This is a genomic window from Anaerotruncus massiliensis (ex Togo et al. 2026) (assembly GCF_900199635.1).
Lineage (GTDB): Bacteria > Bacillota > Clostridia > Oscillospirales > Ruminococcaceae > Anaerotruncus > Anaerotruncus massiliensis.
In genome coordinates, this window is record NZ_LT962687.1 from 1 (window position 1) to 25000 (window position 25000).

Sequence of the window (25000 nt, forward strand, 5' to 3'; positions counted from 1 at the left end):
ACGATGAGGGGCTGCGGGTGGAGCCGCCCCTCATCGTCGAGGGGGAGGGGGGCTTTTCCCCCGAGATGCTGCGCGTCTACCGGAAGAAAGAAAACAAAAAGGAGGGCGGAAGATGAGCGGGAAGCTCTATGTCGTGGGCACGCCGATCGGCAATCTGGGGGACTTTTCCCCGCGTGCGCTCGAGACGCTCCAAAACTGCTCGTTTATCGCGGCGGAGGACACGCGGGTGACGCTGAAGCTGCTCAACCGCTTTGAGATCAAAAAGCCGCTGGTCAGCTACTATGAGCACAACATCCGCGAGCGGGGACAGGAGATCCTCGCGCGGATTTTAGCGGGGGAGGACTGCGCGGTCGTGACCGACGCGGGCATGCCCTGCATCTCCGACCCGGGCGAGGACCTCGTGCGGCTGTGCGCGGAAAACGGCGTCGAGACGGTCGTGGTGCCGGGGCCGAGCGCGGCGGTGTCCGCGCTGGCGGTGTCGGGGCTTCCGACGGCGCGGTTCTCCTTTGAGGGCTTTCTCAGCGTCAAGCGCACCAGCCGGATGGAGCATCTGGAGGCGGTGCGGGAGGACCCGCGCACCCTCATCTTCTACGAGGCGCCCCACAAGCTCGTTTCGACGCTCGCCGACATGCTCGAGGCGTTCGGCGACCGGCGGATCGCGCTGGCGCGGGAACTGACGAAGGTGCACGAGGAGGTGCGGCGCACCACCCTGGCCGGCGCGGCGGCCCACTACGCCGAGAATCCGCCGCGCGGGGAGTTCGTCCTCATCGTCGAGGGCGCGCCGCCCAAAAAAACAGAGCCTCCCGATTTCCGGGAGGCTGTGGAGCTGACGCTCGGGCTGGCCGCGCAGGGGGCCTCCCTGTCGGAGGCCGCGAAGGAGGCCGCCCGGCGCACGGGCTATAAGAAAGGAGAGCTTTATAAGGCCGCGCTGAAGGAGTGACGCGGCTATGTAGGGGCTTTTGGAGCGCTGCAAAGAACAGAAAGCCTAGAGGAGCAGGTAGGCGAGCGCCATGAGCAGGGCGTTATCCGCCTTTTCGTTGTAGAGCAGGAAGAGCAGCCCGAGGATGAGCAGCGTCTCGGTGTCGATGCCGAGCTTGTCGATCAGCCCGCTGATCGGGTCGGTCGGCTGCTGCGCCTGCTGGGCGGGCTGCTGGGGGACCACATGCGATTCCGCCTCGATGACCCCGCCCTCCGTGATCTGCGCGGGCCCGCCCATCGCCTGCCCCTGCGAGAAGGAGATTTCGGGCGTCGGGTCGAACAGAATCGGCTCCGGCTCCTCGGTTACCGGCTGCATGGCCGATGGAGGCACGTCGATGAACTGCTGCGTGGCGGCCTGGCTGCGCGCCTGAAATTCATGGACGCGGTTGATCGCCTCCTGCTGCATGCGGATCATGTCCTCTTCGGTATAGGTTTTGGTGCTGTTCCATCGCATCATCGTTTACCACCGCCTGAAAAGAGATTTCCGAGGCTGCCGAGCAGCCCGCTGTCGCGCACGGCCGGCCAGGCGTGCATCAGCCGCATCAGCCGGACCGCCCCGTCGATTTTGCCCGCCCGTTCGGGCGAAAAATGTGGTTTGAGCGCCTGCAGAAGATCGATGTTTTTATCCGGCTGGTTCATGGTGCCGAGCACGCCCGCGAGCTTGCCGATCGAGCCGAGATCGGGCATCCCGCCTCCCGCGCCGCCGCCCGCGTTCTGGCCGCCGCCCCCCAGCATGCCCAGGATGGAGGAGAGCGCCGCGGGGTCGAAGCCGCCGCCGGCGCCGCCTCCCGCGGAGGGCGCGGCGCCCGCGTTTCCGCCCCCCTGAAGGTTTTGCAGGAGGGAGGCGAACGCGGACGGGTCGAAGCCGCCGCCCGCGTTTCCGCCGGCGGGCGGGGCGCCGCTTCCGGCATTTCCGCCCCCCTGGAGTCCCTGGAGCAGGGAGGCGATCGCGGCGGGGCTGGGGCCGTTTCCGGCTCCGCTCGCGCCCCCGCCGGCGGGCGGGGCGCTCCCCGCGTTCCCGGCCCCCTGGAGGTTTTGCAGGAGGGAAGCGATCGCGGAGGGGTCGAAGCCGCCCGGCGCGGCGTTCCCGCCGTCCGGCTGCCCGGAGGGCGCCGCGGCGCCGCCGGGGGAGAGCCCGATCGACTGGGCAACCTGCCGGAGCTGTTCCATTTTGCCCGGGTCGCCCAATATCGAAGTGAGCATCGAATTCAGGTCATCCATGCAATCCCCCTCTTCGCGTATGGCGTTCACAGGCCCGCGCGGCGCGCGGGCCTGTGAACGACGGAATGCCTTTTACTGCCTGCCCATCAGGCCGCGCAGCAGCTGTTGGACCTTGGGGTTTCCCAGGAACTGCTGGACCGCCGCCGGATTATTCATAAATCCCTGGATCTGGGCCCTTTGCGCGGGGCTGAGCCCGCCGAGGATGCCGTCCATCTGACCGCTCTGCATCTGCTCGCGGAGCTTTTCCGGGTCCTTGCCCATCTTTTTGCCCGCCAGGGCAAGCAGGGAATCCATCTGGTCGGGAGAAATGTTGAAATTGTTTGCCAATCGGTTCACCGCCTGTTTTCTTTCGTTCATTTATATGTTATATTAATAGCAGATATTCAGAAAAGTGTGACACCCGGCCCGCGGCAAAGCGCATGCAACCACCGAATTTTTTCGTTTGCGCGCGTTTTTCCGAAGGCCGGTTTTTCTCCGGAAAAGACCGGTATTCCGGCGCGTACGCGCCGTCTTGGAAAGGATGGGCCGGTTCCCATGCGATTGATCGTAACGTCCGACACCCATCGCGATTTTCATTCCCTGCGCAGACTGGTCGAAATGCACCGCGCTTCCGCCGATATCTTCATCCACCTCGGCGACGGCGCGCAGGAGTTGGAACAGGCGATCGCGCTCTATCCCGATTGCAAATGGCTCAGCGTGCGGGGTAACTGCGATTTTGGGACAAGCGCCACGCTGGCGGGCTGCTTTTCCTGCGGACCCGCGAAAATCTTTTATACCCACGGCCATATGTACAGCGTCAAATACGGCCTCGACGATCTGGTCGCCGCCGCCGCGGATATCGAGGCGAACGTTGTGCTCTTCGGGCACACCCACGTGCCCTTTGTGGGCTACCAGAGGGGGATGCACCTGCTCAATCCCGGCAGCCTCGGCCTGCCGCGCGACGGCAAAAGCACCTATGGGGTGGTTGACGTCACGGAAACCGACATCGTGTGCTTCATCAACGAGCTGGACAACCGGCGCAAATAAAATCAGGAGCCCCCAGGCCGCTGCCGGGGGCTCCTGTTCCTTTTTATGACGCCGATCAGCGGGCCGAACGGCTATTTTTTGTCCTCCGTCTCGATGCCCATCTTGCGAGAAAGCTCCCGCACCGCGGAGTTGGCGCAGACCACCAGGATTTTGTCCCCGGAAAAGATCTGCGTGTTGCCGCGCGGGATGATGAGCCGCCCATCGCGGGAGACGGACACGATGACCGATTCCTCCGGCAGCCGCAGCTCGGACAGCGTGATGCCGTTGAGGCGGTACTTGGGCGGGATCTGCAATTCCGAGAGGGACGCCTCGCCGCGCGCGAGCGGCATGAGCTGCTTGATGGCGGCGGTATCCACCTCCCGCTCGAGCAGGCGGGCGATGTTGTCGGTCGAGGAGATGGGGATGTCCACGCCGAGCTGCTTCATGACCGCCGCGTTTTTGGGATTGTTGATGCGCGCCACGGTGCGTTCCACCTGGAACACCTTTTTGGCCAGCTGGCAGGAGACCAGATTGTCCTGGTCCTGCCCGGTCACGGCGATCAGCGCGTCCGCGCCCTTGGCGCCCGCGCTTTCCAGCACGTCGATCATGCTCCCGTCCCCGCAGATGACCGGCACGTCCAGTTCGTCCGCAATGCGGGTGCACGCCTCCCGGTCCGTTTCAACCAGATGGGGCTCGTGCCCATGCTCCAGCAGCGTCTTGGTCAGGTAGTAGCCCACCTTGCCGCCGCCCACAACAACGATTCGCATCTTCCATGCACCTTTCCTAGATGATTTTCCGCCCGGCGGGCGGTTTTGGATTTGCCGCGCTGCGCCCGGCGGGACGTTTTATCGCGCCCCTCCGGGGCGCTTTAGATGTGCCGCCTTTGGCGGCATAGATCGCCGGGCCCCGCCCCGGCAGGCGAGCCGACTTCTTGCACGCCCAAGAAGTCGGCGGAAGAAGGGCGCTCAAGGGGACTTCCGCCAGTCCCCTTGAGAAACCCCCGGGAGTACCTTGCCATGACCCACAAACTACCGCCGCTCCCCACAGGCACACAAGCTGAGGGCTCAATTCAGGTTGCGGGCGCTCCCAACAACGCACACCGGATGGCTCGCCGGGGACGCACGGCGGAAAACAACGCCCGTTCCGGGCGTTCGCACGCTCTGCGTGCGTGCGCGGCGAAGCCGCGCGGTTTTCCGCCTCCCCGTGGGCGCTGCGCGCCACGCAAAAGCGGCCGTGCCTCCCCGAACGCACTTCCGGTACGGTACCGGAGACTCCCGGGCAGAGGCATTGCGCCTGCGGCGCGGCGGCGGGCGGGATGCTGTAAGCCCGTTCGCTGATCCGTGGACGGGGCGCCGCCGACTTTGGCCGAAGGCCAACCGGAGGCGGCGTTGGGGTCGCAGGGGCGAAGCCCCTCGTGCCCTTCTTTGGTTCCTTTCTTGGGCAAGCAAGAAAGGAACTCGCTGTCGGTCGACTACCGACAAGCTCCGCCGCTCGATGAGCGGTAAGTCTAAGGACCGCCGTCGGCCGACCACCGACATACTCCTCCGCTCCCCGAGCGGCAAAATTAATCGATCACTTTGGCATAGAGGAGGCGGTCGTCGGGACCGACCTCCTCGTTGGAATTCGGGTGCGCGAGGGTGAGGTTGCCGTCGGCGTGCAGCAGGCCGAAAAGCCCCTGCTTGGCGTTGTTGCGCAGGACGAGCTCGCCAAGGGTGAGCCCGATCTCCTTGGCGTCGGGTTCGTCCGCATCGAAGGAGACGGTCGCGGAGTCGAGATAGACGTTCTTGACCTGGTCGCGGCCGGTGAGCATCGAATAGATCGCGTCAACCGAGATGTTGGTGGGGCAGACGGTGTGCAGCCCGAAGTGGGAGAAGACGTTGCCGCGCCGGGGGTCGTAGACGCGCGCAAGCACGCGAGGAACTTTAAAAATTTCGCTCGCGAGCTGGCAGACCATGACGTTCATATTGTCGTCGTCGGTGACGGCGGCAAGCGCGTCGCAGTTTTCGATGCCGCCGCGCCGCAAAACGTCCTGGTCGATGGGCACGCCGGTGACGTTGTAACCGGAAAAGTCGTCCGCGAGGGAGGAAAAATGCGCGGGATTCTGGTCAATGACCGCGACGTCGTGGCCCATGCGGGAGAGCACGTTGGAGAGCTGCGACCCGACCTTGCCGCATCCGACGATCAGAATATTCATAAAGGAACGCTCCTTTTCCGCTCAGAGTGATGGTAAGGCCAGTATACACCTTTTCGCACCGGAAGGAAAGGGAAAGCGGCCGAATGCCCCGAAAATCCGGGAAAAACGGGCGGGAACGGTTGACGAATCGGGAAACCATGCTATACTGAACAGGTGACAAACAACAGACAATATTTTTGTAAGATTTGTTAGGTGGTTTCAGATGATTACAGTCAGCAATGTCAGCCTGACGTTCGGCGGGACCAAGCTCTTTGCGAACGCGGACCTCAAGTTTCTGCCGGGCAACTGCTACGGCATCATCGGCGCGAACGGCGCCGGCAAATCCACTTTCCTGCGCATCCTTTCGGGGGAGCTCGAGCCGACCACCGGCGAGATCGCCATCCAGAAGGGCTGCCGCATGTCGGTGCTCAAGCAGGATCAATTCCAGTATGACCAGTATCCGGTCATCGATACCGTGATCATGGGCAACGCCCACCTCTATGAGGTCATGAAGGAGAAGGACGCCCTCTATGAGAAGCCCGACTTCTCGGAGGAGGACGGCGCGCGCGCCGCCGAGCTCGAGGGGGAGTTCGCCGAGATGAACGGCTGGGACGCCGAGACCGATTCCGGCCGCATCCTGTCGGGCCTGGGCATTTCGCCCGACATGTACGGCCTGCCCATGGGGGAATTAAAGGGCGGCGACAAGGTCAAGGTCCTGCTCGCGCAGGCGCTCTTCGGCCAGCCGGACATCCTCCTGCTCGACGAGCCCACCAACAACCTCGACATCAAATCGATTGACTGGCTGGAGGATTTCCTGCTCGATTTCCCGGGCACACTGATCGTCGTGTCGCATGACCGGCACTTCCTCAATACCGTCTGCACCCACATCGTCGACATCGATTTCAACAAGGTGCGGATGTATGTGGGCAACTACGATTTCTGGTATGAGTCGAGCAAGCTGATGCAGCAGATCATGAAGGACCAGAACAAGCGCCGCGAGGACCAGATCAAGGATTTGCAGAGCTTCATCCAGCGGTTCTCGGCCAACAAATCCAAATCCAAGCAGGCCACCTCCCGCCGCAAGCTGCTCGACAAGCTGACCGTCGACGAGATGCCCGCCTCCTCCCGCCGTTACCCGTGGGTCAACTTCAAGCCCGACCGCGAGGCGGGCAAGGATATCCTCGAGGTGAGGGACCTCTCCAAGACGATCGACGGGGTCAAGGTGCTCGACCGGGTGAGCTTTGTCGTCAACAAAGGGGACAAGATCGCCTTTGTCGGGGAAAATGAGCAGGGCCAGACCGCCCTGCTGCGCATCCTGATGGAGGAGCTCGAGCCGGACGAGGGCAGCTTCAAATGGGGCCAGACCACCTCGCAGGCCTATTTCCCCAAGGACAACTCCGCCTTCTTTGACGGATGCGACCTCAATATGCTCCAGTGGTTCGCGCAGTTCTCCCCCGACGACAAGGAGACCTTCATGCGCGGCTTCCTCGGGCGGATGCTCTTTTCGGGCGACGACGTCTACAAGCCCGTCAAGGTGCTGTCGGGCGGCGAAAAAGTGCGCTGCATGCTCTCCCGCATGATGCTCACCGGCGCGAACGTCCTGCTGCTCGACCAGCCCACCAACCACCTCGACCTCGAGTCGATCACGGCGGTCAACAACGGACTCGCCGACTATCCCGGAAACCTGCTCTTTACCTCGCAGGACCACCAGTTCATCGAGACGATCGCCAACCGGATCATCGAGATCCACATGGACGGCACGATCACCGACCGGATGGGCTCCTACGACGAATACCGCGAGTGGAAGGCCGCGCAGGGCTGAACCCGCCGCAAAGCCGGACACAGACGCCCCCGGGGCCGCCATCGGCGGTCCCGGGGGGTTTCGCGCGGGGGAAGGCGCGGGCGCGGGGCGGGCTTGCGCCGTCCCCATGGGACGGCGGACGGTTCCGCCGCCTCGCGGCGGCCCGCTCCCGCGCTTCGCGCGGGCAAGCCCACCCCGCGCGCCGCTTTCTTTCGTGAAGAAAGCGGCGCAGAGAAGCGTTCGCCGAAGGGCCCCGCCCTCGAAAAGCCCCGGCGTTCCGCCAGGAACGCCGGGGCTTTTCTCACCCGCCGCCTTTTTGAAAAGGCGGGCGAAAGGTTTAAGCATTGAACACGGACAGCGTCTACGGCGTGGGGCGGCGGCCAGCCTGATAAAAGTTCTTTGCCAAGGCTTTCTTCCAAGAAAGCCGTAACGCTCGTCCGGAACTTCTAATCCGTGGGCGAGTTGGGCTCGACGACGGGTTCTGCGGCGGAGGGATCGGGCTTTTTGGAGATCACGCCCGCGAGAACCATCGAGGCTTTGGCGGAGGCGGGGCCGATCATCTCATAGAGCACCGCGGAGGAGAGGATGATGGTCGAGAGCAGGGTGCCCATCTCGGGCGGGAGCATCCGCTGGCCGAGCACGGCGAGGCCGATCGATACCCCGGCCTGCGGGATGAGCGCGAGGCCGAGATAGTTGCGGGTGGCGGCGTCGCATTTGGCCGCCGCCGCGCCGAGGAAGGCGCCCGCGTATTTGCCCGCGATGCGCACGATGAAGTAGCCCACGCCGATGATGCCCGCGCCCGCCAGCGCGGGCACGTTGAGCCGCATGCCCGAGAGCACGAAGAAGAGGAGCAGCACGGGCGGCGCGAAGGCGTTGAGCTGCTTAAAGAGCTTTTTGCTGCCGCTGATGTTGCAGTAGGCGGTGCCGCAGGCCATGCAGGAGAGCAGCGGGGAGACATCGAAGAGGGTGCACACCCCCGACACGCCGAGGATGATCGCCACGACGAGCACCAGCCGGTGGTCCTGCGAGCGGCCCTCGGTGATGAGCCGGCTGAGGAGCCAGCCGCCCAGGACGCCCACCGCGAGCGCCGCGAGGTTGAGGAAGAGCGGGCGCAGCACGAGGCCGAAGTCCATGGCGCGGCTGTCGTTGAGGTTCTGCACGACGACGGTGCAGACGCTGAAGGCGATGAGGGAGACGGCGTCGTCGAGCGCGACCACCTGGAGGATGATGTTGACGAACGGCCCCTTCGCATGGTACTGCCGGATGGTCATGATGGTGGAGGCGGGCGCGGTGGCGCAGCCGATCGCGCCGAGCAGCAGCGAGAAGGGCACCGGCAGGCGGAAGATAAAGATCATCGTGAGGGTGACGGCGGCAGCCGCGACGAGCGATTCCGCGAGGGTGATGGCGATGACCTTGGCCCCGCTCTTTTTGAGGGCGGAGAGCTTGAAGTAGCGCCCCACGCCGAAGGCGATGAAGGCGAGCGCCACGTCGTTGACGAAGTCCATGTGCCGGATGACGGAGACCGGGATCAGCCGGAGCGCCCAGGGGCCGATCAGGATGCCCGCGAGGATGTAGCCGGTGACGTTGGGCAATCGCAGCCGTTTGGTAAGACGCGTGACAAAAAAGCCCGCGAACAGCATGAGCGCCAGCGAGAGAACGATCTCGGCGGCGGTGCTGACCTGTTCCACCTGTTCGAGCATGGAAAGCCCCCCTTTTGCGCAGGGATGCCCCTGTTTTTTGGTAGACCCATTGTAGCGCAAACCGCAGCCGAATGCAACAGTTTACACAAAAATAAAAACGATTGTCCCGGTCCCTTATGGGGAACATGAACAATCGTTTTGATTATGCGGGCACGATAGGGTCGGCCTTCCCATCGGGCGCCAGCCGGTAGATCTCCCAGCAGCCGCGCTCGCCGGGAAGCTCCTCCATCGCCGCGCGCACGCCCGCCGCGTCCCCGGGCGGGAAGCGCAGCGAGATGCCGCAGGAGGCGGAAACGGCGCGCGGCGTGGGCATCACCGTGACGGGGAACCGCCCCGTGAGATGCTTTTCCGCGCGCATCGCGCTGTGCGTGGAGGAAAAGACGATCACACAGCAGTCCATCAGAGGGAGACGACCTTTCCGGCGCGCTTCATCCGCTCGACGATGTCGTACATGTTGCTCACGGTCCCGACCTGGAGCTTGTCGGCGATCCCGTAGAAGTTGAGGCAGGTCCCGCAGACGAGAACGTCCACGCCTTTGCCGGCAAGCTCGCACAGGTGCCCGGCGACCTGGTCGTTGAGGGTGGGCAGCTTGACCCCGCCGTTCATGAAGAGCACCGCCTCCGGCAGGTCGTCCGACTGGGAGAGGGTGTAGAAAAACATCTTCATGAGCGAGCCGCCCAGCTCGGGGTCGCCCTCGCCCACCGTCTCCCGGCCGACGAAGACCGCCCATGAGCGGTCCGCGGGTCCGGCGTCCCGCGCGTCCGCGCCGGACGGGCCGGCCTGCTCGCAGGGGGCCTTGGTGAAGTCGATCGAAAAGACGCCGTCCGCGCTCTGCACCGTGGTGCGGTAGCCCTGGCTGTCCGCCAGCCGCTGGAGATTCTCCACCGCCGTCGCGTTATCGGCCTCGACGGTAAATTCCGCCGCGCCCCCGTCGATCTCCTTTTTTGCCAGCACCACCGGAATGGGGCAGAGCTTGCCCTTCGCGTCCACCAGAATACCCATGATAAAGACCTCCTGTCCGTTCGTTCAGATTCTGTTCCTATTGTACCCCGCCGGCGGGGATTTTTCAAGCCGCGCAAGGCGCCCGGCGGGGCGGAAAACCGTCGAAGCTCCCCGCAGGAAAGGGAGTTCTTGTCGAAAATGTAATTGGCAGGATCCGGTAAATGTGCTATACTGACTTAATAGGGATTTTCAGACGGAGCGATCCGGATGCGCGGATCGCCATGACGGACCCCGCGAGAGAGGGCGTTGACAGATGGCTCAGGGGAAACTTGAAAAACGGTGCAGCAGCCGGCTGTGCAGGTGCGTCCTGTCCCTTGCGGGCGGGACGACGGTGCGCTATGCCGACGAGGGCTTTTTTGATATGGCGGGATTCCCGCGGGAGTATCTCGAGACCTCCTGCGGGGGCTCGCTGAAAACGGCGTCCCCACAGTTGTACGGACAGATCTGCGCGATGCGGGAGCAGCCGGACAATCCGGGCCGGGGAGAGGCCGAGTTCCGCTACCAGCGCGCGGACGGCACCGAGCTGTGGCTCTACCTCAACGGTGGCCTGGCGGAGCTGGAGGGGGAGCGGCGGCTCGAATGCCTCTTCCTCGACGTCACCGAGCTGGTGGTCGCCAGGACCCGCCTGGAGAACATCACCAACACGATCCCCGGCGGGGTCGTGCAGCTTTCATTCGGTGAAGACTGGCGCATCCTCTACGCGAACGACGGGTTCTACCGCCTGAACGGCTATACCCGCCAGGAGTACCGGGCGCTCGCGGGGGACCTCTTCATCCGCCTGATGCACCCGGACGACGAAGCCGTCTTTGAAACGGCGGTCCGGGAGATGATCGGGACCCGGCAGACCGGGGTGGCGGACTACCGCGTCCGCCAGAAGGACGGGAGCTGGCGCTGGAGGGTCGCCTACGGAAAGATGATCGGCAGCACCGAGGAGGGCGTGCCGGTCATCCAGTGCGTGATCCTGGACAACGAGGAAAAACGGCAGCTCGAGCAAAAGCTCGAGCTGGAAAACGAGCGCTACCAGGCGGTGGCGCAGATGTCCGACGGGGTGCTGTGGGAGTATAACGCCGCGGAGGACGAGGCGATCGTTCCCTACAGCGTGCGCAGCGTGCTGGTCGACCAGATGCGCACGCCCGGGTTTTCGGACAGCGCCTACGCGCAGGGCACGGTCCACCCGGAGGACCTCCCCCGGCTGGAGCAGTTCCGAAGGGAGCTGCGGGAGGGAAAGCCGCACATCCTCTTTGAGTTCCGGGCGCGGCAGCCGGGCGGCGGGGAATACCGCTGGCACCGGGCGGAGGGGGTCACCCTCTGCGGCGCCGACGGCCGCCCGGCGCGGACGGTCGGGCGCACGGCGGACATCGACCGGGAAAAGCGGGAGCGCCTGCGCCTGCGGGATGCCGCCGAGCGCGACCCGATGACGGGGCTTTACAACCGCTCGGTCGTCCAGCGCCTGATCGACGAGCGGTTCGAGCAGGATCCGCCCGTGCGGGCCGGCAGCCTCTTCGTGGTGGACATCGACAATTTCAAGGCGGTCAACGACCGCCTCGGGCACCTCTTCGGGGACGTCCTGCTTACCAATATCGCCAAGGCGATGCGGGAGACGGTGCGTCCGGGGGACATCCTCGGGCGGATCGGCGGGGACGAATTCGTCGTGTTCCTGCCGGGCGCCTCCCGCGCGGAGGGGGAGCGGATCGCCGGCGAGCTGGTCGCGCGCGTCTCGCGCATCTACGCGGGCGAGTTCACCGACCTGCAAATTACGGCGAGCGTCGGCGTCGCGGACTGCCCCCGGTGCGGCGATCATTACGTGGAGCTCTTCCGCAAGGCGGACCGCGCGCTCTACCGCGCCAAAAGGCACGGCAAGGACCGCGCCGAGGCCTATGAGCCGGACGGCCGCGGCGCGGACGGGGAGGAGAGCCTGCTCAACCTCTACGAGATGGACCGCCCCGAGGTACGCTGGCAGGACGGCGAGATGGAGAGCATGCTCGACCTCTTTCCGCGCATCCTGAGCTCCAGCAAGGACATCGACAGCGCGATCTACCTGATGCTCGACCGCATCGGGGAATACTGCCGCGCCGCCGACGTGGGCATCCTGGAACGCACCCCCAAGGGGGACCGCCTGCAGGCCACCTACCTGTGGAAGCGGGGGACCGGGCGGGTGCCGATCAGCTCGGAGGAGGCTTTCTCCTTCTCCCAGTGGCCCGGCTACCTCCAGCGGTTCGAGGAGGGGGTCTACACAGAGCCGGACGGGACCATGCTGCCGGGCTGCGTGCGCCCGGACCGGCGCTGCGCGCTGCTCCAGTGCGGCATTTACGACGAGGGGGCGTTCAGCGGCTGCGTGGTCGTCTGCGACCGCGGCGGCAGGCACGACTGGACCCGGCAGGAGATCGCGCTCACGCTGGGGTTCGCGCGGGCGGTCACCCCCTACATCCTCAAGCGGCGCACCGCCGCCGAGGCGCAGTACCGGCTCGACCGCGCCCTCAACTTCGACGAGCTCACCGGGCTGCTCTCACTGGGCAGCTTCAAGGAGCGCGCCGCCGCCTATCTGGCGGCCTCCCCGCGGTCCCGGTGCGCCATCATCTATTCCGACATCGTCAACTTCAAATACATCAACGACGCCTACGGCTTCACCACCGGCGACGAGGTGCTGCGCGACTTTGCCCGCGCGATCACCGAGCGGGGCGGCGCGGTCTGCTCCGCCCGCCTGGGCAACGACAGCTTTATCTCCCTCACCCGGTACGAGTCGCTCGACCAGCTCGAAAAGCACATCTCCCGCATCGACCAGGAGTTCAACGCCGGCGTCCGGGAGAAGCTGCCGGGCAGCAACGTCATGGTCGCGTCGGGGGTCTGCCCCCTCTCGCTCACGCAGGGGGACCTCGTGGAGGCGATCGACAACGCCAACATCGCGCGCAAAAGCATCAAGGGCTTCCACAAGGGGGGCTGCGCGATCTTCGAGGAGGGGATGAAGCGCCGCCTCTCCGCCGAGGCGCAGATGGCCAACCGGATGGAGTACGCGCTGGAAAACCGGGAGTTCGTCGTCTATCTCCAGCCCAAGGTGGCCCTGCGGGACGGGCGGATGGTCGGCGCGGAGGCGCTGGTGCGCTGGCGGCGGCAGGACGGGAGCATCATCCCGCCCGACGAGTTCATCCCCTTCTTCGAACGCAACGGCTTCGTCACCCGCATCGACCTCTACGTGCTCGACCGGGTGCTCGAGCGGATGAGCGTATGGAAGGCCGCGGGCAAGCGGCTGGTGCCGCTGTCGGTCAACATCTCCCGCATCCACGGGGACAGCCCCAACCAGGCGGAAAAGATCCTCGAGCTCACCCGGCGGTGGGGGATCGAGCCCGCGATGATCGAGTTCGAGCTCACCGAGACCGCCCTCTTCCAGAACGCGGGGCGGGTGCGCTCCCTGCTGGAAAAGCTGATGGAGATGGGCTTCGGCGTGTCGATCGACGATTTCGGCGCGGGGTATTCCTCCCTCAACGTGCTGCCCTCCATCCCGGCGAACATCCTCAAGCTCGACAAGGGCTTTTTGCAGGGCCGGGGCTTCAACGAGCGCAACCGCACGCTGGTGCGGCATATGATCTCGATGGCGGTCGACCTCAACTTCCGGGTCATCTGCGAGGGGGTCGAGACGGCGCAGGACGTCGAGTTCCTGCGCGCGGTGGGCTGCGACATGGCGCAGGGCTACTATTTCGCCAGGCCGATGCCGATCGATGAATTTGAAGAGCGCTGGATGGAGTGACCGTCCGGTGTGAAAGAGAGGGGGAACGCCCGTTGGAGATCACGGAGACGCCGCTTTTCGCGGGTTTTTCCGGGGAGGAGACCCGCCACCTGCTCGGCTGCATCGGCGCGCGGGAGCGGGCGTGCCCGCCCGGGGAGCCGCTGCTGCCGCCGGGGGAGAGCCGCCCGCACGCGGGCGTCCTGCTCGAGGGCGGCGCGGCGGGCAAAGATGCGTGCGCAAACCTTGCGCCGGGGGATTTTTTCCTCGCGGAAGGGCCTGCGCGGCCGGCGGCGGGGCCTGACGGGGCACGCGCGGTGATCTTCCGGGTCGACCGGGCGCGCGCCGTCTGCGGGGCCTCCTGCCCCTACCACAGGGTGATGGCGGAACGGTTCGACCGGCTCGCGCGGGCATGGAGCGCGGCCGGATAGAAGACGGGAAAACCGGGGCGGCGGGCTTTGCCCGCCGCCCCGGTTTGTGCTATACTCTAGGGGAACCCACAGGAAAGGAAGCGGTGCGCTTTGCAACTGGAGACCGGGCGGCTTTTGCTGCTGCCGCTGCGCGCGGAGCAGCTGGAGCAGTGGACGGAGGACGTGCCCGCCCTTGAACGGGCGCTCGGGTGCGTCTACGAGGGGGAGCCGATGACGGAGGAGCCCCTCCGGGGGATCGTGCGCGGGCAGCTGGAGGCCGTCCGGCGGGACGGGTGCAACTGGCTGTGGCACACCTTCTGGCTAGTGGTGCGCCGGGAAGACCGGGTGGCGGTCGGCTCGGCGGACTTCAAGGCGCCGCCCGACGGGACCGGCACGGTCGAACTCGGCTACGGGCTGGGGGAGGCCCACCGGGGCCGCGGTTATATGACCGAGGCGGCGGAGGCGCTCTGCGGCTGGGCGCTCTCCCGGCCGGGGGTAAACCGGGTGACCGCCGAGACGGAGCCGGACAACGCCGCCTCCCAGCGGGTGCTTGGACGGTGCGGGTTTTCCCGCTTCCGGGAGCTGCCCGGCTCCGTCTGGTGGGAGCTTCCCGGCGGCGGGGGTGCGCGCGGATGAAATGGCTTTCCCACCTGCGCACAATCAACCACCACAAGCTCCTGGTGATGAAGCACTGCTTCCGGGTGGGGCTCTACCGGCAGGGGCTGCTGCACGACCTCTCCAAATATTCGCCGGTGGAGTTTTCCGCCGGGGCAAAATACTACCAGGGGGACCGCAGCCCCAACGAGATCGAGCGGAAGGAGCGCGGCTACAGCGCGGCATGGCTGCACCACAAGGGCCGCAACAAGCACCACCTCGAATACTGGATCGATTACGATCCCGGCCCGGGCCACCGGATGACGGGCATGGAGATGCCGGTCAACTATGTGGCGGAGATGTTCTGCGACCGGGTCGCGGCCAGCAAGACCTACCGGGGCAAGGCGTACCGGGACGGCGACCCGCTGGACTACTACCTGGCCAGCCGGGACCACTACCTGATCCACCCCAACACCCGCGCGCTGCTCGAACGCCTGCTCGGGATGCTCGCGGAGGAGGGGGAGGACCGCACCTTCGCCTACATCCGCCGGGAGGTCCTGGGGCGCCGGTAGCGGGCGCGCACACGATTGGAAGGGGCAGACCGCCCCATGGAAGAGAAGGAGGCAAGGCTATGGAACTGATGGAAGCGATCCGGGCCCGCAGGAGTTACCGGGGGCCGTTCGCGCCCACGCCCATCCCGCGGGAGGATCTGCGGGAGCTGCTGGAGGCGGGGGTGCTCGCCCCGTCGGGCTGCAACCTGCAGACGACGCGCCTGATCGGCGTCGACGACCCCGCGCTGGTGAAAAAGCTCGCGGAGATCTACGGGAAAAGCTGGGCGCTGACCGCGCCCGCCGCGATCCTGCTCGTCACCAGGGAGACCCCCTCGCCGAGCGGGGTGTCCTACCACGTGCACGACTATTCGGCGGCGGCGGAAAACATCCTGCTGGCGATCGCCGCGAAGGGCTACGCCTCGGTGTGGATCGAGGGGCAGATCCGCGGCGGCCCCGACCACGAGATGGGCCGCCTGCTCGGCGTGCCGGACGACATGACCGTCGCGGTCTACCTGCCGGTCGGGATTCCCGCCGGGGAGACCCCCGCCGCGAAAAAGCAGCCCTTTGGGGAGCGCGCGTGGTTCAACGGCTACGGGAAATAGGCGGAGCTTCCAAAAGAACGGGTTCCGTGCGGCAGCGCCGCACGGAACCCGTTTTCGTTCACAAAAAATTCATATTCCCGGCCCGCCAGCAAACAGAGGGTTGAACTCCAAATGATAAAATAACGCCAAGGAAAATATTTCCGCGGCGAAGACAAAAACGCCGCCCTTACAGGCGGCGTTTTTGTTGGAGAGTCTTTGCTGTTAAAACTGATTTTCCGAGAACCCCAAGGTACGGGGCTCTCGGGAGGAGACCCATAAAGGACAGGCTGGCACTCCGTCCCATTACAGGTTGCTTTTATTATACAGGCGCTCTGTGCAGCTTATGTAATGGATTGATGGAGATTCGACCGGGAATTTTTGTTTTTTTCGTGGAGGGAGGCCCATATGATACCGACGATATTACTGGTCATGGACGAGGGGAACCCGCGCTATACCGAGACCCTCCGGCAGTACCGGGTCCGCCTGACCCAGCGCATCTTCGACGAGGGCTGGCAGGTGGCGACGGCCGTCGGCGTGGCGCAGGCGCTGGCCCAGCTGGAGGCCCAGAAGATCAGCCTGCTGGTCTTCGACACCACCGGCTACCGGGGGGACCGGGTCGCGCAGCTCAAGCTGCTGCGGGCGTCCACCGACCTGCCCGTGCTCGTGGTGGTCGAGGGGGGCGACGAGCACGCCGAGCTGGAAATGCTCGAGAACGGCGCGGACGACTGCCTGCACCGCCCCGCGAGCGATCCGCTCATCATCGCGCACGTCAAGGCGCTGCTCAAGCGGGTGCACGCGCTTCCGCCCAAGGAGCTGCGCTTCGACGGACTGCGCCTGAGCCTCGCGGAACACGTCGTCGAGCTCGACGGAAAGACGGTGGCCCTTTCGCCGCGGGAATTCGACCTGCTCTACTATCTGGCGCGCAACCCCAACCTGGCGCTCTCCCGCATGCAGATATTAAACCGCGCTTGGGATTCCGGCTACGCGGGGGACGAGCGCACGGTGGACAGCCACATCAAATCGCTGCGCGCCAAGCTCGGATGGTTCGGCAAGCATATCATCACGGTGCGCGGCGTGGGCTACAAGTTCCTCTGGAGCGCCGCGCAGGAGCGCCCCGCGTAAAGATTCGGCACGGCAAAACAAAAACCCCGCGGCTGTGGAGGCAGCCGCGGGGTTTTCAGTTTGCTTTGGCGTGAAGAACCTGAGAGATCAGATTATTTCACTTTGCGGAACGCAACAGCGCCAGCAGCAGCCAGGGAAACAACGGCGGCTACGAGAGCCACGTTGACCATGTCGCTGGAACCGGTGTTCGGGATGTCTTTGCCGGAGTTCGGGGTCTCAACATCGGCGGGCTCGGAGGTCTCCGGCTCGTCAACGGTCACATCGAGCTCGGTGTCGGAGACGATGTAGGTGCCCAGCTGACGGGTGCGGATGGACCAGCCCGGAATCTCCTCGTCGTCCTCGGAGTAGGAGAACTTGGAGGTGACGTCGACCAGATAGCCGTCGGCATCCACTTCATAGATGAAGCAGTTTTCCGGATCGGGGGTGTAGTCGTCGTCATCATCCCACGGAATGCCGAGGGTCAGGGTCGCCTTGGAGGTCGCGGGAACGGTCGGATGGCCAACAAAGTCATAGAACCACAGGTCGGCGTCGGCGGGATCGCCGTACTCGGCATAGATGTCGCTCATGTTCGAGGTGGACAGACGCGCATAGAACTTGCGCGCGTCGTCGTCGGAATCGAACTTGAGGGCCGCGCGGTCGTCGCCCCAGACCAGGGTGTTGGTTTCGTTCTTATCGGGATCCATGTAGACGCGGTCGCCAACGTCCGGGTTATCGTCGTTGCCAACAGCCTCATTGGTGACCCACAGTTTGTAGTCCCAAACCAGCTTGCTATCCTTTTCATAGGTGTTCTTAGTTTTGTCTTTGACATCTTTGTCATCAGCAGCAGTCTTTTTCGCTTTGAACTCGATGGTGCCATCGGTCTTGTGCTCATCGGTATCGGTGATGTCCGCCAGCACAAATTTGATGTAAGCGTTGCGATAAAATCCATCGAAGCCCTTATCGGTCACCAAGGTGATGCTCTTAACAAGCTTCCCGTTGGTATCCTTGTCAGGGGAGAACTTAAAGAAGTCTTTGTCAACCAAGTACTTGATTTGGACCTGTTTGCCATCATCAAGCATGATGGTGTCCTCTTCATTGCCGCCGACCGGGACATAAAAAGTCGTATCAGGGGCAATCGCATCACTGACGATCTTACCACCACCGATGGTGACAACATTGTCATACTTTTCACCGTCATCGTTAAGCGCAGTCGTCGGATAAACTTTGCTATCAGCGAATGCAACCGCCGAAAGGCTCAACACGGTCGCAAGCGCCAGCACCAATGCAAGAATCTTTTTCATTGGTAAATTTCCTCCTTAGAATAGTTTTGATCAGTTTTCTCTCTATCGCCAAAGGGCGTCCTCCAACGCTCTTAAAGCCTTCAAATGGAGGAACGAACGGGTGTGGAGAGTCACCCGTTCGTTCAATTGGCTAGGTTCTAAAAATTAGGCCCAGATGCCGGTGTCCGGAATCGCTTTGCCGTCCTCGGCAGGAGCCTCGACATCACCGGCGTCGGTGGCGTAGGCTTTCTCAGCGATGATGTAGACGCCAAGCTCACGGGTCTTGGTCTGGAAGACATAGTCGCCATCGTCAGTCTCAATAGCCTTGAAGGAAGCGGTAACATCGTTGATGGAACCGTCATCACCGACCATGTAGATCACGACGTTCTCCGGCTCAACCCTCAGATCGTCCTCGTCGGAATCATAGTACGGGTTGTAGAGCTCGAGGGTCGCACGGCTGGTGGAAGCAATTTTGGTGTTGCCGCCGTTAGCGCCGGTGAAGTTGAAGATGAACGCGTCCTGGTCAGCGAAATACTCCGCATAGTCCGCATCTTCCCACTTGGTGGAGAGCTTCGGATAGAAGTACTTGCCGTCGTCGTCGCCAACAAATTTCAGGGTCGCGATGGTGTTGTTCTCATCTTCCCAGTTGATCTCGTTGTCTTCGTTCTTGGTGGGCTTCAGGACCACGCCGTCATCGCCGGCCATGTAATCCTGATCCGCGCCTTCTCCAACGTTGCCGATCCAGAACTTGAGCTCGACAGTGATCTTGTCGCCGGCCTGGAACTTATCAGCGCCGGAAGGAACGTCTTTATCCTTCGCGGTGAAGGTGACGGACGGAGAAACCTTGTACTCGGAATCAGTCGTGTTGTCGTTCAGTTCGACTTTGATGACGGTGTTACGCGGATTACCAAGAATGGACTTCTCAGCAATGGAGATCTTCTTGATCATCTTCGGATTGTCGTCGCCCTTGTCAAACTTCACTTTGAAGTTGTCCTTGTCCTCGAGGCCATTGCTGACCTTGACATAGACGGTCGAGCCGGGCTTTACGAGATCGGTAACCTCGTTCGCGGTATCGTAGTCAGCGACAATCGGAACGGTCGTAGTGGTCTCGGTATCAGTCGCCTTGATATAAGTGGTAACGGTCGCCTTCGGCTTCGCATCATTGGAAGCAGCGAAAGAAACCACACCGAGGGAAAGCACGATCGCAGCAGCCAGAACGACCGCCAGTAACTTTTTCATCGGTAAATCTCCTCCTAAATTCGTGATCTTTTGATTTTGTTTTTTCAGGGTCGCCTCTCCAGCCTTACCTGACAGTCAAATTATAGCCTGTGCCGTGAGAAGGAATCAATTGGCTTTGTAACCGTTTTGTAACTATTTTTGTAAATTGCACCAAACGGGCCTAAAATTTTGGCGTTTGGTACAGAAAATAACAATAAATATGCACAAACGGTGATGGAATTATGGAGATTGTGTGATAAATTTGTATCAACTTTGTGGAGAAAATTCCTCACAGCGTCACGGTGAAGGCGGTGCCCTCCGTTTCGCCGCTTTCCACGGTGATCTCGCCCCCGTGCAGCGCCACGATGCGGCGTGCCAGCGCCAGCCCGACCCCGTGTCCGGACTCCCCGCCGCCGTTGCCCGCGCGGTAAAAGGGCTCGAAAACGCGGGGCAGGTCGGCGGGCAGAATGGGCGCGCCCCCGTTCCGGATGACGAACCGGACGCGGCCCTCCCGCTCGCACAGCGACGCTTCGATCGTCCCGCCTGCGGGGGAATACTTGACCGCGTTGTCCACGAGGTTGCCCCACACGTGCGCGAGCAGCGGGCCGTAGCCCCGCGCCTTCGCGTCTCCGAGCGAAAGGGCGAGCGTAAGCTCTTTTTCCCGCCAGAGGGGCTCGCGCGCGGTGAACGCACGGCGCACCTGCTCGGCGACGTCGACCGTCTCCGGGGGCTGCTCCGGGCGCCCGGCGTCCAGGCGGGAGAGTAGCAGCAGGCTGTCGGCCAGCCCCGCCATCTCCTCGACCTCGCCGCGGATGATCCGCGCGAATTCCCGGTTCTGCTCGGGGTGGAGGTTTTTTTCGAGCAGCCGCGCGTAGCCGCCGATCGTCGCCAGCGGCGCCTTGAGCTCGTGAAAGAGCACCGGCAGAGTATCCTGTCCGCAGGAGACGCCTTCCTCCAGCCTGTGGGCGATCTCGTTAAACTCTTCGGTCAGCCGCATCAGTTCCCGGTCGGCTGGAAAGCCGGGCGCCTTCGCCCGCGCGGAGAGGTCCCCCGCGAGGATGCGCTGCGCCGCGTCGCTCAGGAGCGTCGCCGGGCGGCGGACCCCCGCCAGATAGCAGCCCAGCATGGCGCACCCGGAGAGCAGGGCGCCCGCCAGGAAGGTCCATGCCGGGTGGCAGTCCTCCCCGTGCCCGGCCAGAAGGCCGGCGATCGCACCAAAGAAGGCCGTCAGCGCCCCGGGGAGCAGCAGGGTCTTCCAACCGACGCGCTTCATCTCACCGCCGCCTTTATGACGCCTTTGTATCCCAGCCCCCGGATGGTGGAGATTTCAAAATCCTCCCGTCCGGCGAACCGGCTGCGCAGCCGGTTGATGTGGACGTCCACCGTGCGGGGGCTGGTGTTGGTATCCGTTCCCCACAGCTCGTCCATCAGCTCCTGCCGCGTGAAGATGCGGCCGGGGTAGGAGAGCAGCAGGAAGAGCAGGTAAAATTCCTTCTGCGGCAGGGTGAGGGTCCCGCCGGGGGCGCGCACCTCGAGGCTGGAATAGTCGAGGATGGTATCCCCGATGCGCAGCTGGCGCGCGTTGCTGATGTTGTAGCGCCGCAGGATCGCGCGGATGCGCAGGACGAGCTCCTCGAGGTCGACCGGCTTGACCATATAGTCGTCCGCCCCGCACTCAAAGAGGCGCTTTTTGTCCTCGAAGGCGGACTTGGAGGTCATCATGAGCACCGGCGTGGCGATGTAGTGCTCGCGCAGGGCGCGCAGGAGGCCCTGCCCGTCGAGATTGGGCATGAGGATGTCGGCCACGATGAGGTCGACCCGCTTCTGGCCGATGATCGAAAGCGCCTCGAAACCGTCCCGCGCGACGAGGGTGTCGAACCCCTCGCTGCGCAGGTAGATGTCTTCGAGCCTGCATATTTTCCGGTCGTCGTCAACTATCAAAATTGTTGCCATCCGCGCACCCTCCCAGAAATCCAATATAGCAGAAAAAGTGCGATTGTAAAGGACATGGAAGGGATTGGAAAGAAATATTACAGAACGTTCTTCTTATGTTAAATTATTCCTTTCGTGCGTTTACATTGAGTTGACATTTGATGCGAATAAGCGGGTTTCCGTTTACAATATGCAGGATTTTAGTCAACAAAAACCGGTCGCCGGACAGGGCGCCCGACGGCCAGAAAAAACAAGGAAGCCGCCGCCGGCGGGACGTTTCCCACTGGCCGGCGGGCTTCCGGATACGCCGAGGGCCGGGGCCCCGCGTCCGCGGGGCCCCGGCCCTTTCCCGGAAACCTATTTCAGATAATTTTCCGGCTCGCGCAGGACCCGTTCGAGGTCCGCGAAGAGCAGGTGGCAGTGGTATCCATCCGCGGCCGCGTGGTGGGCCTGAATGGTGAAGGGCATCAGCAGCTCCTCCCCCTGCCTCCGGTACCTTCCCCACACGAACATCGGCCGCAGGAAGGAAAGGTTCGATTTCATGTGGAAGGAGAGCCCCGTGTAGGTGAACCACGGGACGCAGGAGAGCAGGACGGAATTTTCCCGGCTCACGGTGCGGGTCCCGTCATGCTCGAAGCGCTCAAGGTCGGCGGCCATCGCGGCGTAGAATTCCGAAAAAGCCGCGCGGTAGGCGGTGTTGAGGCTGTCCATATTCCCGGTGCGCCGGTCCAGAACCGTGTATTCCGCGTGGATCTCGTCGTAATAGCCGGGCCGCCCCTCACCGTCCAGCCCCATTCGGAATTCCCTGTGGCGGTTGACCGCATACAGCACGGCCCAGGAAAAGGCCGGGTAAAACCGCAGCCCGCGCGCCCGGACGTGGGCGTGGAAGGGGGTGACGCAGAGGTCCTGCGTCACGCTGTAGCTGCAGTCGAGGTCCATAAAGTTCTGGAAGGTGTCCTTCCGCTCCCAGCGGTCGAGCTCGATCGGGTGAAACATGCGCGCCTCCTTCAAAATCCCTGCGTGTCGTTGGGTTCCCTTTCGATTTTACCACAGGAGGAGGCGCTTGGCTACCCGGGAATCCGGTTCATGGCCTAGCCGCCGATCTGCACCGTCAGGCCGGCGGCGCGGGCGGTCTCGGCGAGCAGCTCCATCCGTTCCTGCGGCGGGGGCAGCAGGTCGGGCAGCAGGTAGCGCCTGCCGAGCCGCTCGTACTTGTCCTGGCCGAGCCGGTGGTAGGGCAGCAGGTGCAGCCGCGTGACCCCGGGCAGCGAGGAGGCGAACCGCGCGATCGCCGCGATCTCGGCGGGCGTGTCGTTGAAGGTGGGGACGACCGGCACGCGGATGATCAGCGCCTGTCCCGCCGCGGCGATCCGCCGGGCGTTTTCAAGCATCCGCTCGTTGCCCTGGGAGGTGAACCGCCGGTGCTTGGCGCTGTCCATGTGCTTGATGTCCATGAGGAAGAGGTCGAGCCAGGGCAGGATCTCCCGCTCGATCACCGCAAAATCCGCGAAGGCGGTGGATTCCAGCGCGGTGGTGACGCCCGACTCCTTGGCGATGCGCAGGAGCGCCCCCGCGAACTCCGGCTGGAGCAGCGACTCCCCGCCCGAAAGGGTGAGCCCCCCCTCCGACCGGCGGAAATAGGGCCAGTCCCGCAGGACCTCCTCCATGACCTCCTCGGCGGAAACGTCCCGGCCGATGACCTTCGCCTTGCCGCCGACGGTCATCGTCTCGATCTCATGCGACTGGGACTCGGGGTTGCAGCACCACTGGCAGCGCAGGGCGCAGCCCTTGAGAAAGACGATCGTCCGGATACCGGGGCCGTCGTGGATGGAATATTTCTGGATGTCGAAGATGCGCCCGGTCCGGCGGCGGTAGTCCGCGTCCATATCGGCGCCTCCTTTCGTTAAAACCCGTGGGTGGTCCGGCTGATGATGTCGTCCTGAAGCGACTTGGAGAGGGTGGTGAAGAGGGCGCTGTAGCCCGCCACCCGGACGACGAGGCTCTTATAGTTTTCGGGGTGGGCCTGTGCGTCGAGCAGCGTTTCGCGGCTGACGACGTTGAACTGCATGTGCATGCCCTTCTGGTCAAAGTAGCCGCGGATGAGGCTGGCGAACTTCTGGAGACCCTCGATGCCGCTGAGGGCGGAGGGGTGGAATTTCTGGTTGAAGAGGGTGCCGTTGGAGGCGATCATGTGGTCGAGCCGCGCCGCCGAGTTGCAGGCCGCGGTCGGGCCGTGGGTGTCGCGCCCCTGGGCGGGGCCCACGCCGTCGGCGATCGGGGTGTTGGCGAGCCTGCCGTCGGGGGTGGCGCCCGTCTGGGAGCCGAGGGGCACGTTGGCGGAGACGGGGTAGAGCCCCGCCTGGAAGATGCCGCCGCGCGGGTTGCGGTAGTTCTGGAGCGGCTTGGTGTAGAGGTAGGCCACCTCGCGCGCGAAGGCGTCCACGCCGGGGACGTCGTTGCCGTATTTGGGCAGCTCGTCGATCCAGTCGAGCAGCTGGTCGTACTTCGCCTTTTCCGCCGGGGAAACCGGGTCCTTCCGGACCGCCTCGCAGATCGCGCGGATCTCCGCCTCGCCCACCGGCTGGCCGGCGGCGGACATGCCGCCCGCCACCTGGGCCACAAGGTCCTCCGTCTCGCGGGTTCCGAGCCCGCGGCCGAAGTTTTTGCGGAGCGCCTCGCGGTACTCCTCGAGGGTGAGCTTTTTGTCCTCGAAGACGAGCTTTTTCACCGCGAGCAGCGAATCGGTGACGTTCGCGATGCCGAAGCCCTGCGGCCCGGTGAAGTTGTAGACCGCGCCGCCCTCCTGGAGCGATTTGCCGCGCGCGATGCAGTCGTCGATCATGCAGGACTGGAAGGGCAGCGGGCAGCGTTCGGCGTGGGCGCGGTCGATGGCGTTGTCCGCGTTGACCAGCAGGCTGATGCAGTAGTCCATCTGCTGCCGGTAGGCGTCGTAAAACTCGTCGAAGGAGCGCATCTCGGAGATCGGCTTCGTCTCCACGCCGACCAGCTCGCCGCTCTCCCGGCCGCCCGTGAAGACGAGCTCGAGCGGGCGGCACATATTGAAGAAGGCGGCGTCGTGCCAGCCGTCCGTCTTGCCCGCCTTCTGGGGCTCGACGCAGCCGATGATGTTGTAGGTGCGCGCGTCCTCGACGGTGAGCCCCCGGCTCATGAGGGCGGGGATGATGACCTCGTCGTTGTAGTAGGCGGGCAGGCCCACGCCGGTGCGGGTGAGCTTGGCGGCCTTGATGAGGAACTCGTTGGGGGTGCCGTTCCACACCCGCACCGAAAGGGAGGGCGCGGGCAGGCGCACATGCATCGACGCCTCGATGCACATGAAGGAGAGGTCGTTGGTGACGTCGTTGCCCTCGGCGTCCTGACCGCCGGCAATGAGGTTCTGGAAGAGGCTGTACCCGGCGAAGCCCTCGGCGGAATCCTTGTCGCGGACCTTGTTGAGGTCGTTGAGCTTGACCCAGATGCAGTCGAGCAGCTCCTGAGCGGATTCCCGCGTGATCTTCCCGGCGTCGAGGTCGGCCTTATAGTAAGGATAGATGTACTGGTCGAACCGTCCGGGCGAGATCGAATGCCCGGAGGATTCCGTCTGGAGGAGCATCTGTACGAACCAGAAGGACTGGCACGCCTCGTAGAAGGAGGCCGCGGGCTGTTCGGGCACCCGCGCGCAGACCTCCGAAATGCGCGTGAGCTCGGCGCGCCGCGCCGGGTCGGTCTCCCGCCCGG

Annotated in this window: 24 protein-coding genes (1 of these 24 cut by a window edge); 9 read left to right on the plus strand and 15 right to left on the minus strand. The window is 64.0% G+C overall.

All coding sequences use genetic code 11. From position 1 onward, the window contains the following. The first annotated feature begins 112 nt into the window (after positions 1-112). A complete protein-coding gene (gene rsmI, locus C1A13_RS00535) occupies positions 113-940 on the plus strand; it encodes a 16S rRNA (cytidine(1402)-2'-O)-methyltransferase (RefSeq protein WP_101548109.1) in 828 nt (275 codons plus the stop codon). A 45-nt stretch (positions 941-985) separates the two neighbouring features. On the opposite strand, the gene C1A13_RS00540 is transcribed toward rsmI, so the two are convergent. From C1A13_RS00540 to C1A13_RS00550, 3 genes are all read right to left on the minus strand, one after another. Continuing rightward, positions 986-1435, minus strand: coding sequence for a hypothetical protein (locus C1A13_RS00540; protein ID WP_101548112.1), 450 nt, complete (start codon positions 1433-1435; stop codon positions 986-988). Further along, on the minus strand, positions 1432-2199 hold the full coding sequence (locus tag C1A13_RS00545; protein ID WP_101548114.1) for a hypothetical protein: 768 nt from the start codon (positions 2197-2199) through the stop codon (positions 1432-1434). Before C1A13_RS00545 ends, C1A13_RS00540 begins: the two co-directional genes overlap by 4 nt. A 72-nt stretch (positions 2200-2271) precedes the next feature. Next, on the minus strand, positions 2272-2526 hold the full coding sequence (locus tag C1A13_RS00550) for a hypothetical protein (RefSeq protein WP_101548116.1): 255 nt from the start codon (positions 2524-2526) through the stop codon (positions 2272-2274). A 207-nt stretch (positions 2527-2733) separates the two neighbouring features. Between C1A13_RS00550 and C1A13_RS00555 the strand changes: the two genes are divergently transcribed. Next, positions 2734-3225: a metallophosphoesterase family protein gene (locus C1A13_RS00555; protein WP_101548118.1), complete on the plus strand. Its 492-nt coding sequence runs from the start codon at positions 2734-2736 to the stop codon at positions 3223-3225. Between the two features lie 71 nt (positions 3226-3296). Here C1A13_RS00555 and C1A13_RS00560 read toward each other — a convergent pair whose 3' ends face one another. After that, positions 3297-3971, minus strand: coding sequence for a potassium channel family protein (locus tag C1A13_RS00560; protein ID WP_101548120.1), 675 nt, complete (start codon positions 3969-3971; stop codon positions 3297-3299). Between the two features lie 797 nt (positions 3972-4768). Next, entirely contained in the window at positions 4769-5398 is a 630-nt protein-coding gene (locus tag C1A13_RS00565) for a potassium channel family protein (protein ID WP_101548122.1), read from the minus strand. A gap of 202 nt (positions 5399-5600) precedes the next feature. Between C1A13_RS00565 and C1A13_RS00570 the strand changes: the two genes are divergently transcribed. Then, positions 5601-7199 carry an ABC-F family ATP-binding cassette domain-containing protein gene (locus tag C1A13_RS00570; protein ID WP_101548124.1) on the plus strand — a complete coding sequence of 533 codons (1599 nt, stop codon included), beginning with the start codon at positions 5601-5603 and terminating at the stop codon, positions 7197-7199. Between the two features lie 425 nt (positions 7200-7624). Here the strand turns inward: C1A13_RS00570 and C1A13_RS00575 are convergent, their stop codons facing one another. From C1A13_RS00575 to yedF, 3 genes are all read right to left on the minus strand, one after another. Continuing rightward, complete coding sequence (locus C1A13_RS00575) at positions 7625-8878, minus strand: cation:proton antiporter (RefSeq protein ID WP_101548126.1); 1254 nt, start codon at positions 8876-8878, stop codon at positions 7625-7627. A gap of 142 nt (positions 8879-9020) precedes the next feature. Next, positions 9021-9278: a DUF3343 domain-containing protein gene (locus C1A13_RS00580; RefSeq protein ID WP_101548128.1), complete on the minus strand. Its 258-nt coding sequence runs from the start codon at positions 9276-9278 to the stop codon at positions 9021-9023. Next, the gene (gene yedF, locus C1A13_RS00585) at positions 9278-9880 is read right to left on the minus strand and encodes a sulfurtransferase-like selenium metabolism protein YedF (protein WP_101548130.1); all 603 of its coding nucleotides are present in this window, start codon (positions 9878-9880) and stop codon (positions 9278-9280) included. The genes C1A13_RS00580 and yedF overlap by 1 nt, the downstream gene beginning before the upstream one ends. Before the next feature lie 253 nt (positions 9881-10133). On the opposite strand from yedF, the gene C1A13_RS00590 reads away from it, so the two are divergent. The 6 genes from C1A13_RS00590 to C1A13_RS00610 all read left to right on the plus strand — a co-directional run bounded on the left by C1A13_RS00590 (position 10134) and on the right by C1A13_RS00610 (position 16856). After that, complete coding sequence (locus C1A13_RS00590) at positions 10134-13622, plus strand: EAL domain-containing protein (RefSeq protein ID WP_101548133.1); 3489 nt, start codon at positions 10134-10136, stop codon at positions 13620-13622. A 32-nt stretch (positions 13623-13654) separates the two neighbouring features. Continuing rightward, the gene (locus tag C1A13_RS14755) at positions 13655-14029 is read left to right on the plus strand and encodes a hypothetical protein (RefSeq protein WP_172439107.1); all 375 of its coding nucleotides are present in this window, start codon (positions 13655-13657) and stop codon (positions 14027-14029) included. A gap of 90 nt (positions 14030-14119) precedes the next feature. Beyond that, a complete protein-coding gene (locus C1A13_RS00595; RefSeq protein ID WP_101548138.1) occupies positions 14120-14644 on the plus strand; it encodes a GNAT family N-acetyltransferase in 525 nt (174 codons plus the stop codon). After that, on the plus strand, positions 14641-15174 hold the full coding sequence (locus C1A13_RS00600; RefSeq protein ID WP_101548140.1) for a DUF5662 family protein: 534 nt from the start codon (positions 14641-14643) through the stop codon (positions 15172-15174). Before C1A13_RS00595 ends, C1A13_RS00600 begins: the two co-directional genes overlap by 4 nt. Before the next feature lie 59 nt (positions 15175-15233). Continuing rightward, on the plus strand, positions 15234-15755 hold the full coding sequence (locus C1A13_RS00605; RefSeq protein ID WP_101548142.1) for a nitroreductase family protein: 522 nt from the start codon (positions 15234-15236) through the stop codon (positions 15753-15755). Positions 15756-16139: 384 nt separating this feature from the next. Beyond that, positions 16140-16856, plus strand: coding sequence for a response regulator transcription factor (locus C1A13_RS00610; protein ID WP_101548144.1), 717 nt, complete (start codon positions 16140-16142; stop codon positions 16854-16856). Positions 16857-16948: 92 nt separating this feature from the next. Here the strand turns inward: C1A13_RS00610 and C1A13_RS00615 are convergent, their stop codons facing one another. The 7 genes from C1A13_RS00615 to C1A13_RS00645 all read right to left on the minus strand — a co-directional run. Continuing rightward, on the minus strand, positions 16949-18136 hold the full coding sequence (locus C1A13_RS00615; protein ID WP_101548146.1) for an LPXTG cell wall anchor domain-containing protein: 1188 nt from the start codon (positions 18134-18136) through the stop codon (positions 16949-16951). A 144-nt stretch (positions 18137-18280) separates the two neighbouring features. Further along, entirely contained in the window at positions 18281-19354 is a 1074-nt protein-coding gene (locus C1A13_RS00620; protein ID WP_101548148.1) for an acid shock protein, read from the minus strand. Positions 19355-19622: 268 nt separating this feature from the next. Further along, positions 19623-20606, minus strand: a complete 984-nt coding sequence (locus C1A13_RS00625; RefSeq protein WP_101548150.1) for a HAMP domain-containing sensor histidine kinase — start codon at positions 20604-20606, stop codon at positions 19623-19625. Then, positions 20603-21286, minus strand: coding sequence for a response regulator transcription factor (locus C1A13_RS00630; protein ID WP_101548152.1), 684 nt, complete (start codon positions 21284-21286; stop codon positions 20603-20605). Before C1A13_RS00630 ends, C1A13_RS00625 begins: the two co-directional genes overlap by 4 nt. Positions 21287-21622: 336 nt before the next feature. After that, complete coding sequence (locus C1A13_RS00635; protein ID WP_101548155.1) at positions 21623-22261, minus strand: CatA-like O-acetyltransferase; 639 nt, start codon at positions 22259-22261, stop codon at positions 21623-21625. 95 nt (positions 22262-22356) lie between these two features. After that, the gene (locus C1A13_RS00640) at positions 22357-23151 is read right to left on the minus strand and encodes a glycyl-radical enzyme activating protein (protein WP_101548156.1); all 795 of its coding nucleotides are present in this window, start codon (positions 23149-23151) and stop codon (positions 22357-22359) included. 17 nt (positions 23152-23168) lie between these two features. Continuing rightward, positions 23169-25000: the 3' portion of a glycyl radical protein gene (locus tag C1A13_RS00645; RefSeq protein ID WP_101553151.1), read on the minus strand. It continues 694 nt past the right edge of the window; only the last 1832 of its 2526 coding nucleotides appear in the window; the start codon falls outside the window, past its right edge; the stop codon is at positions 23169-23171.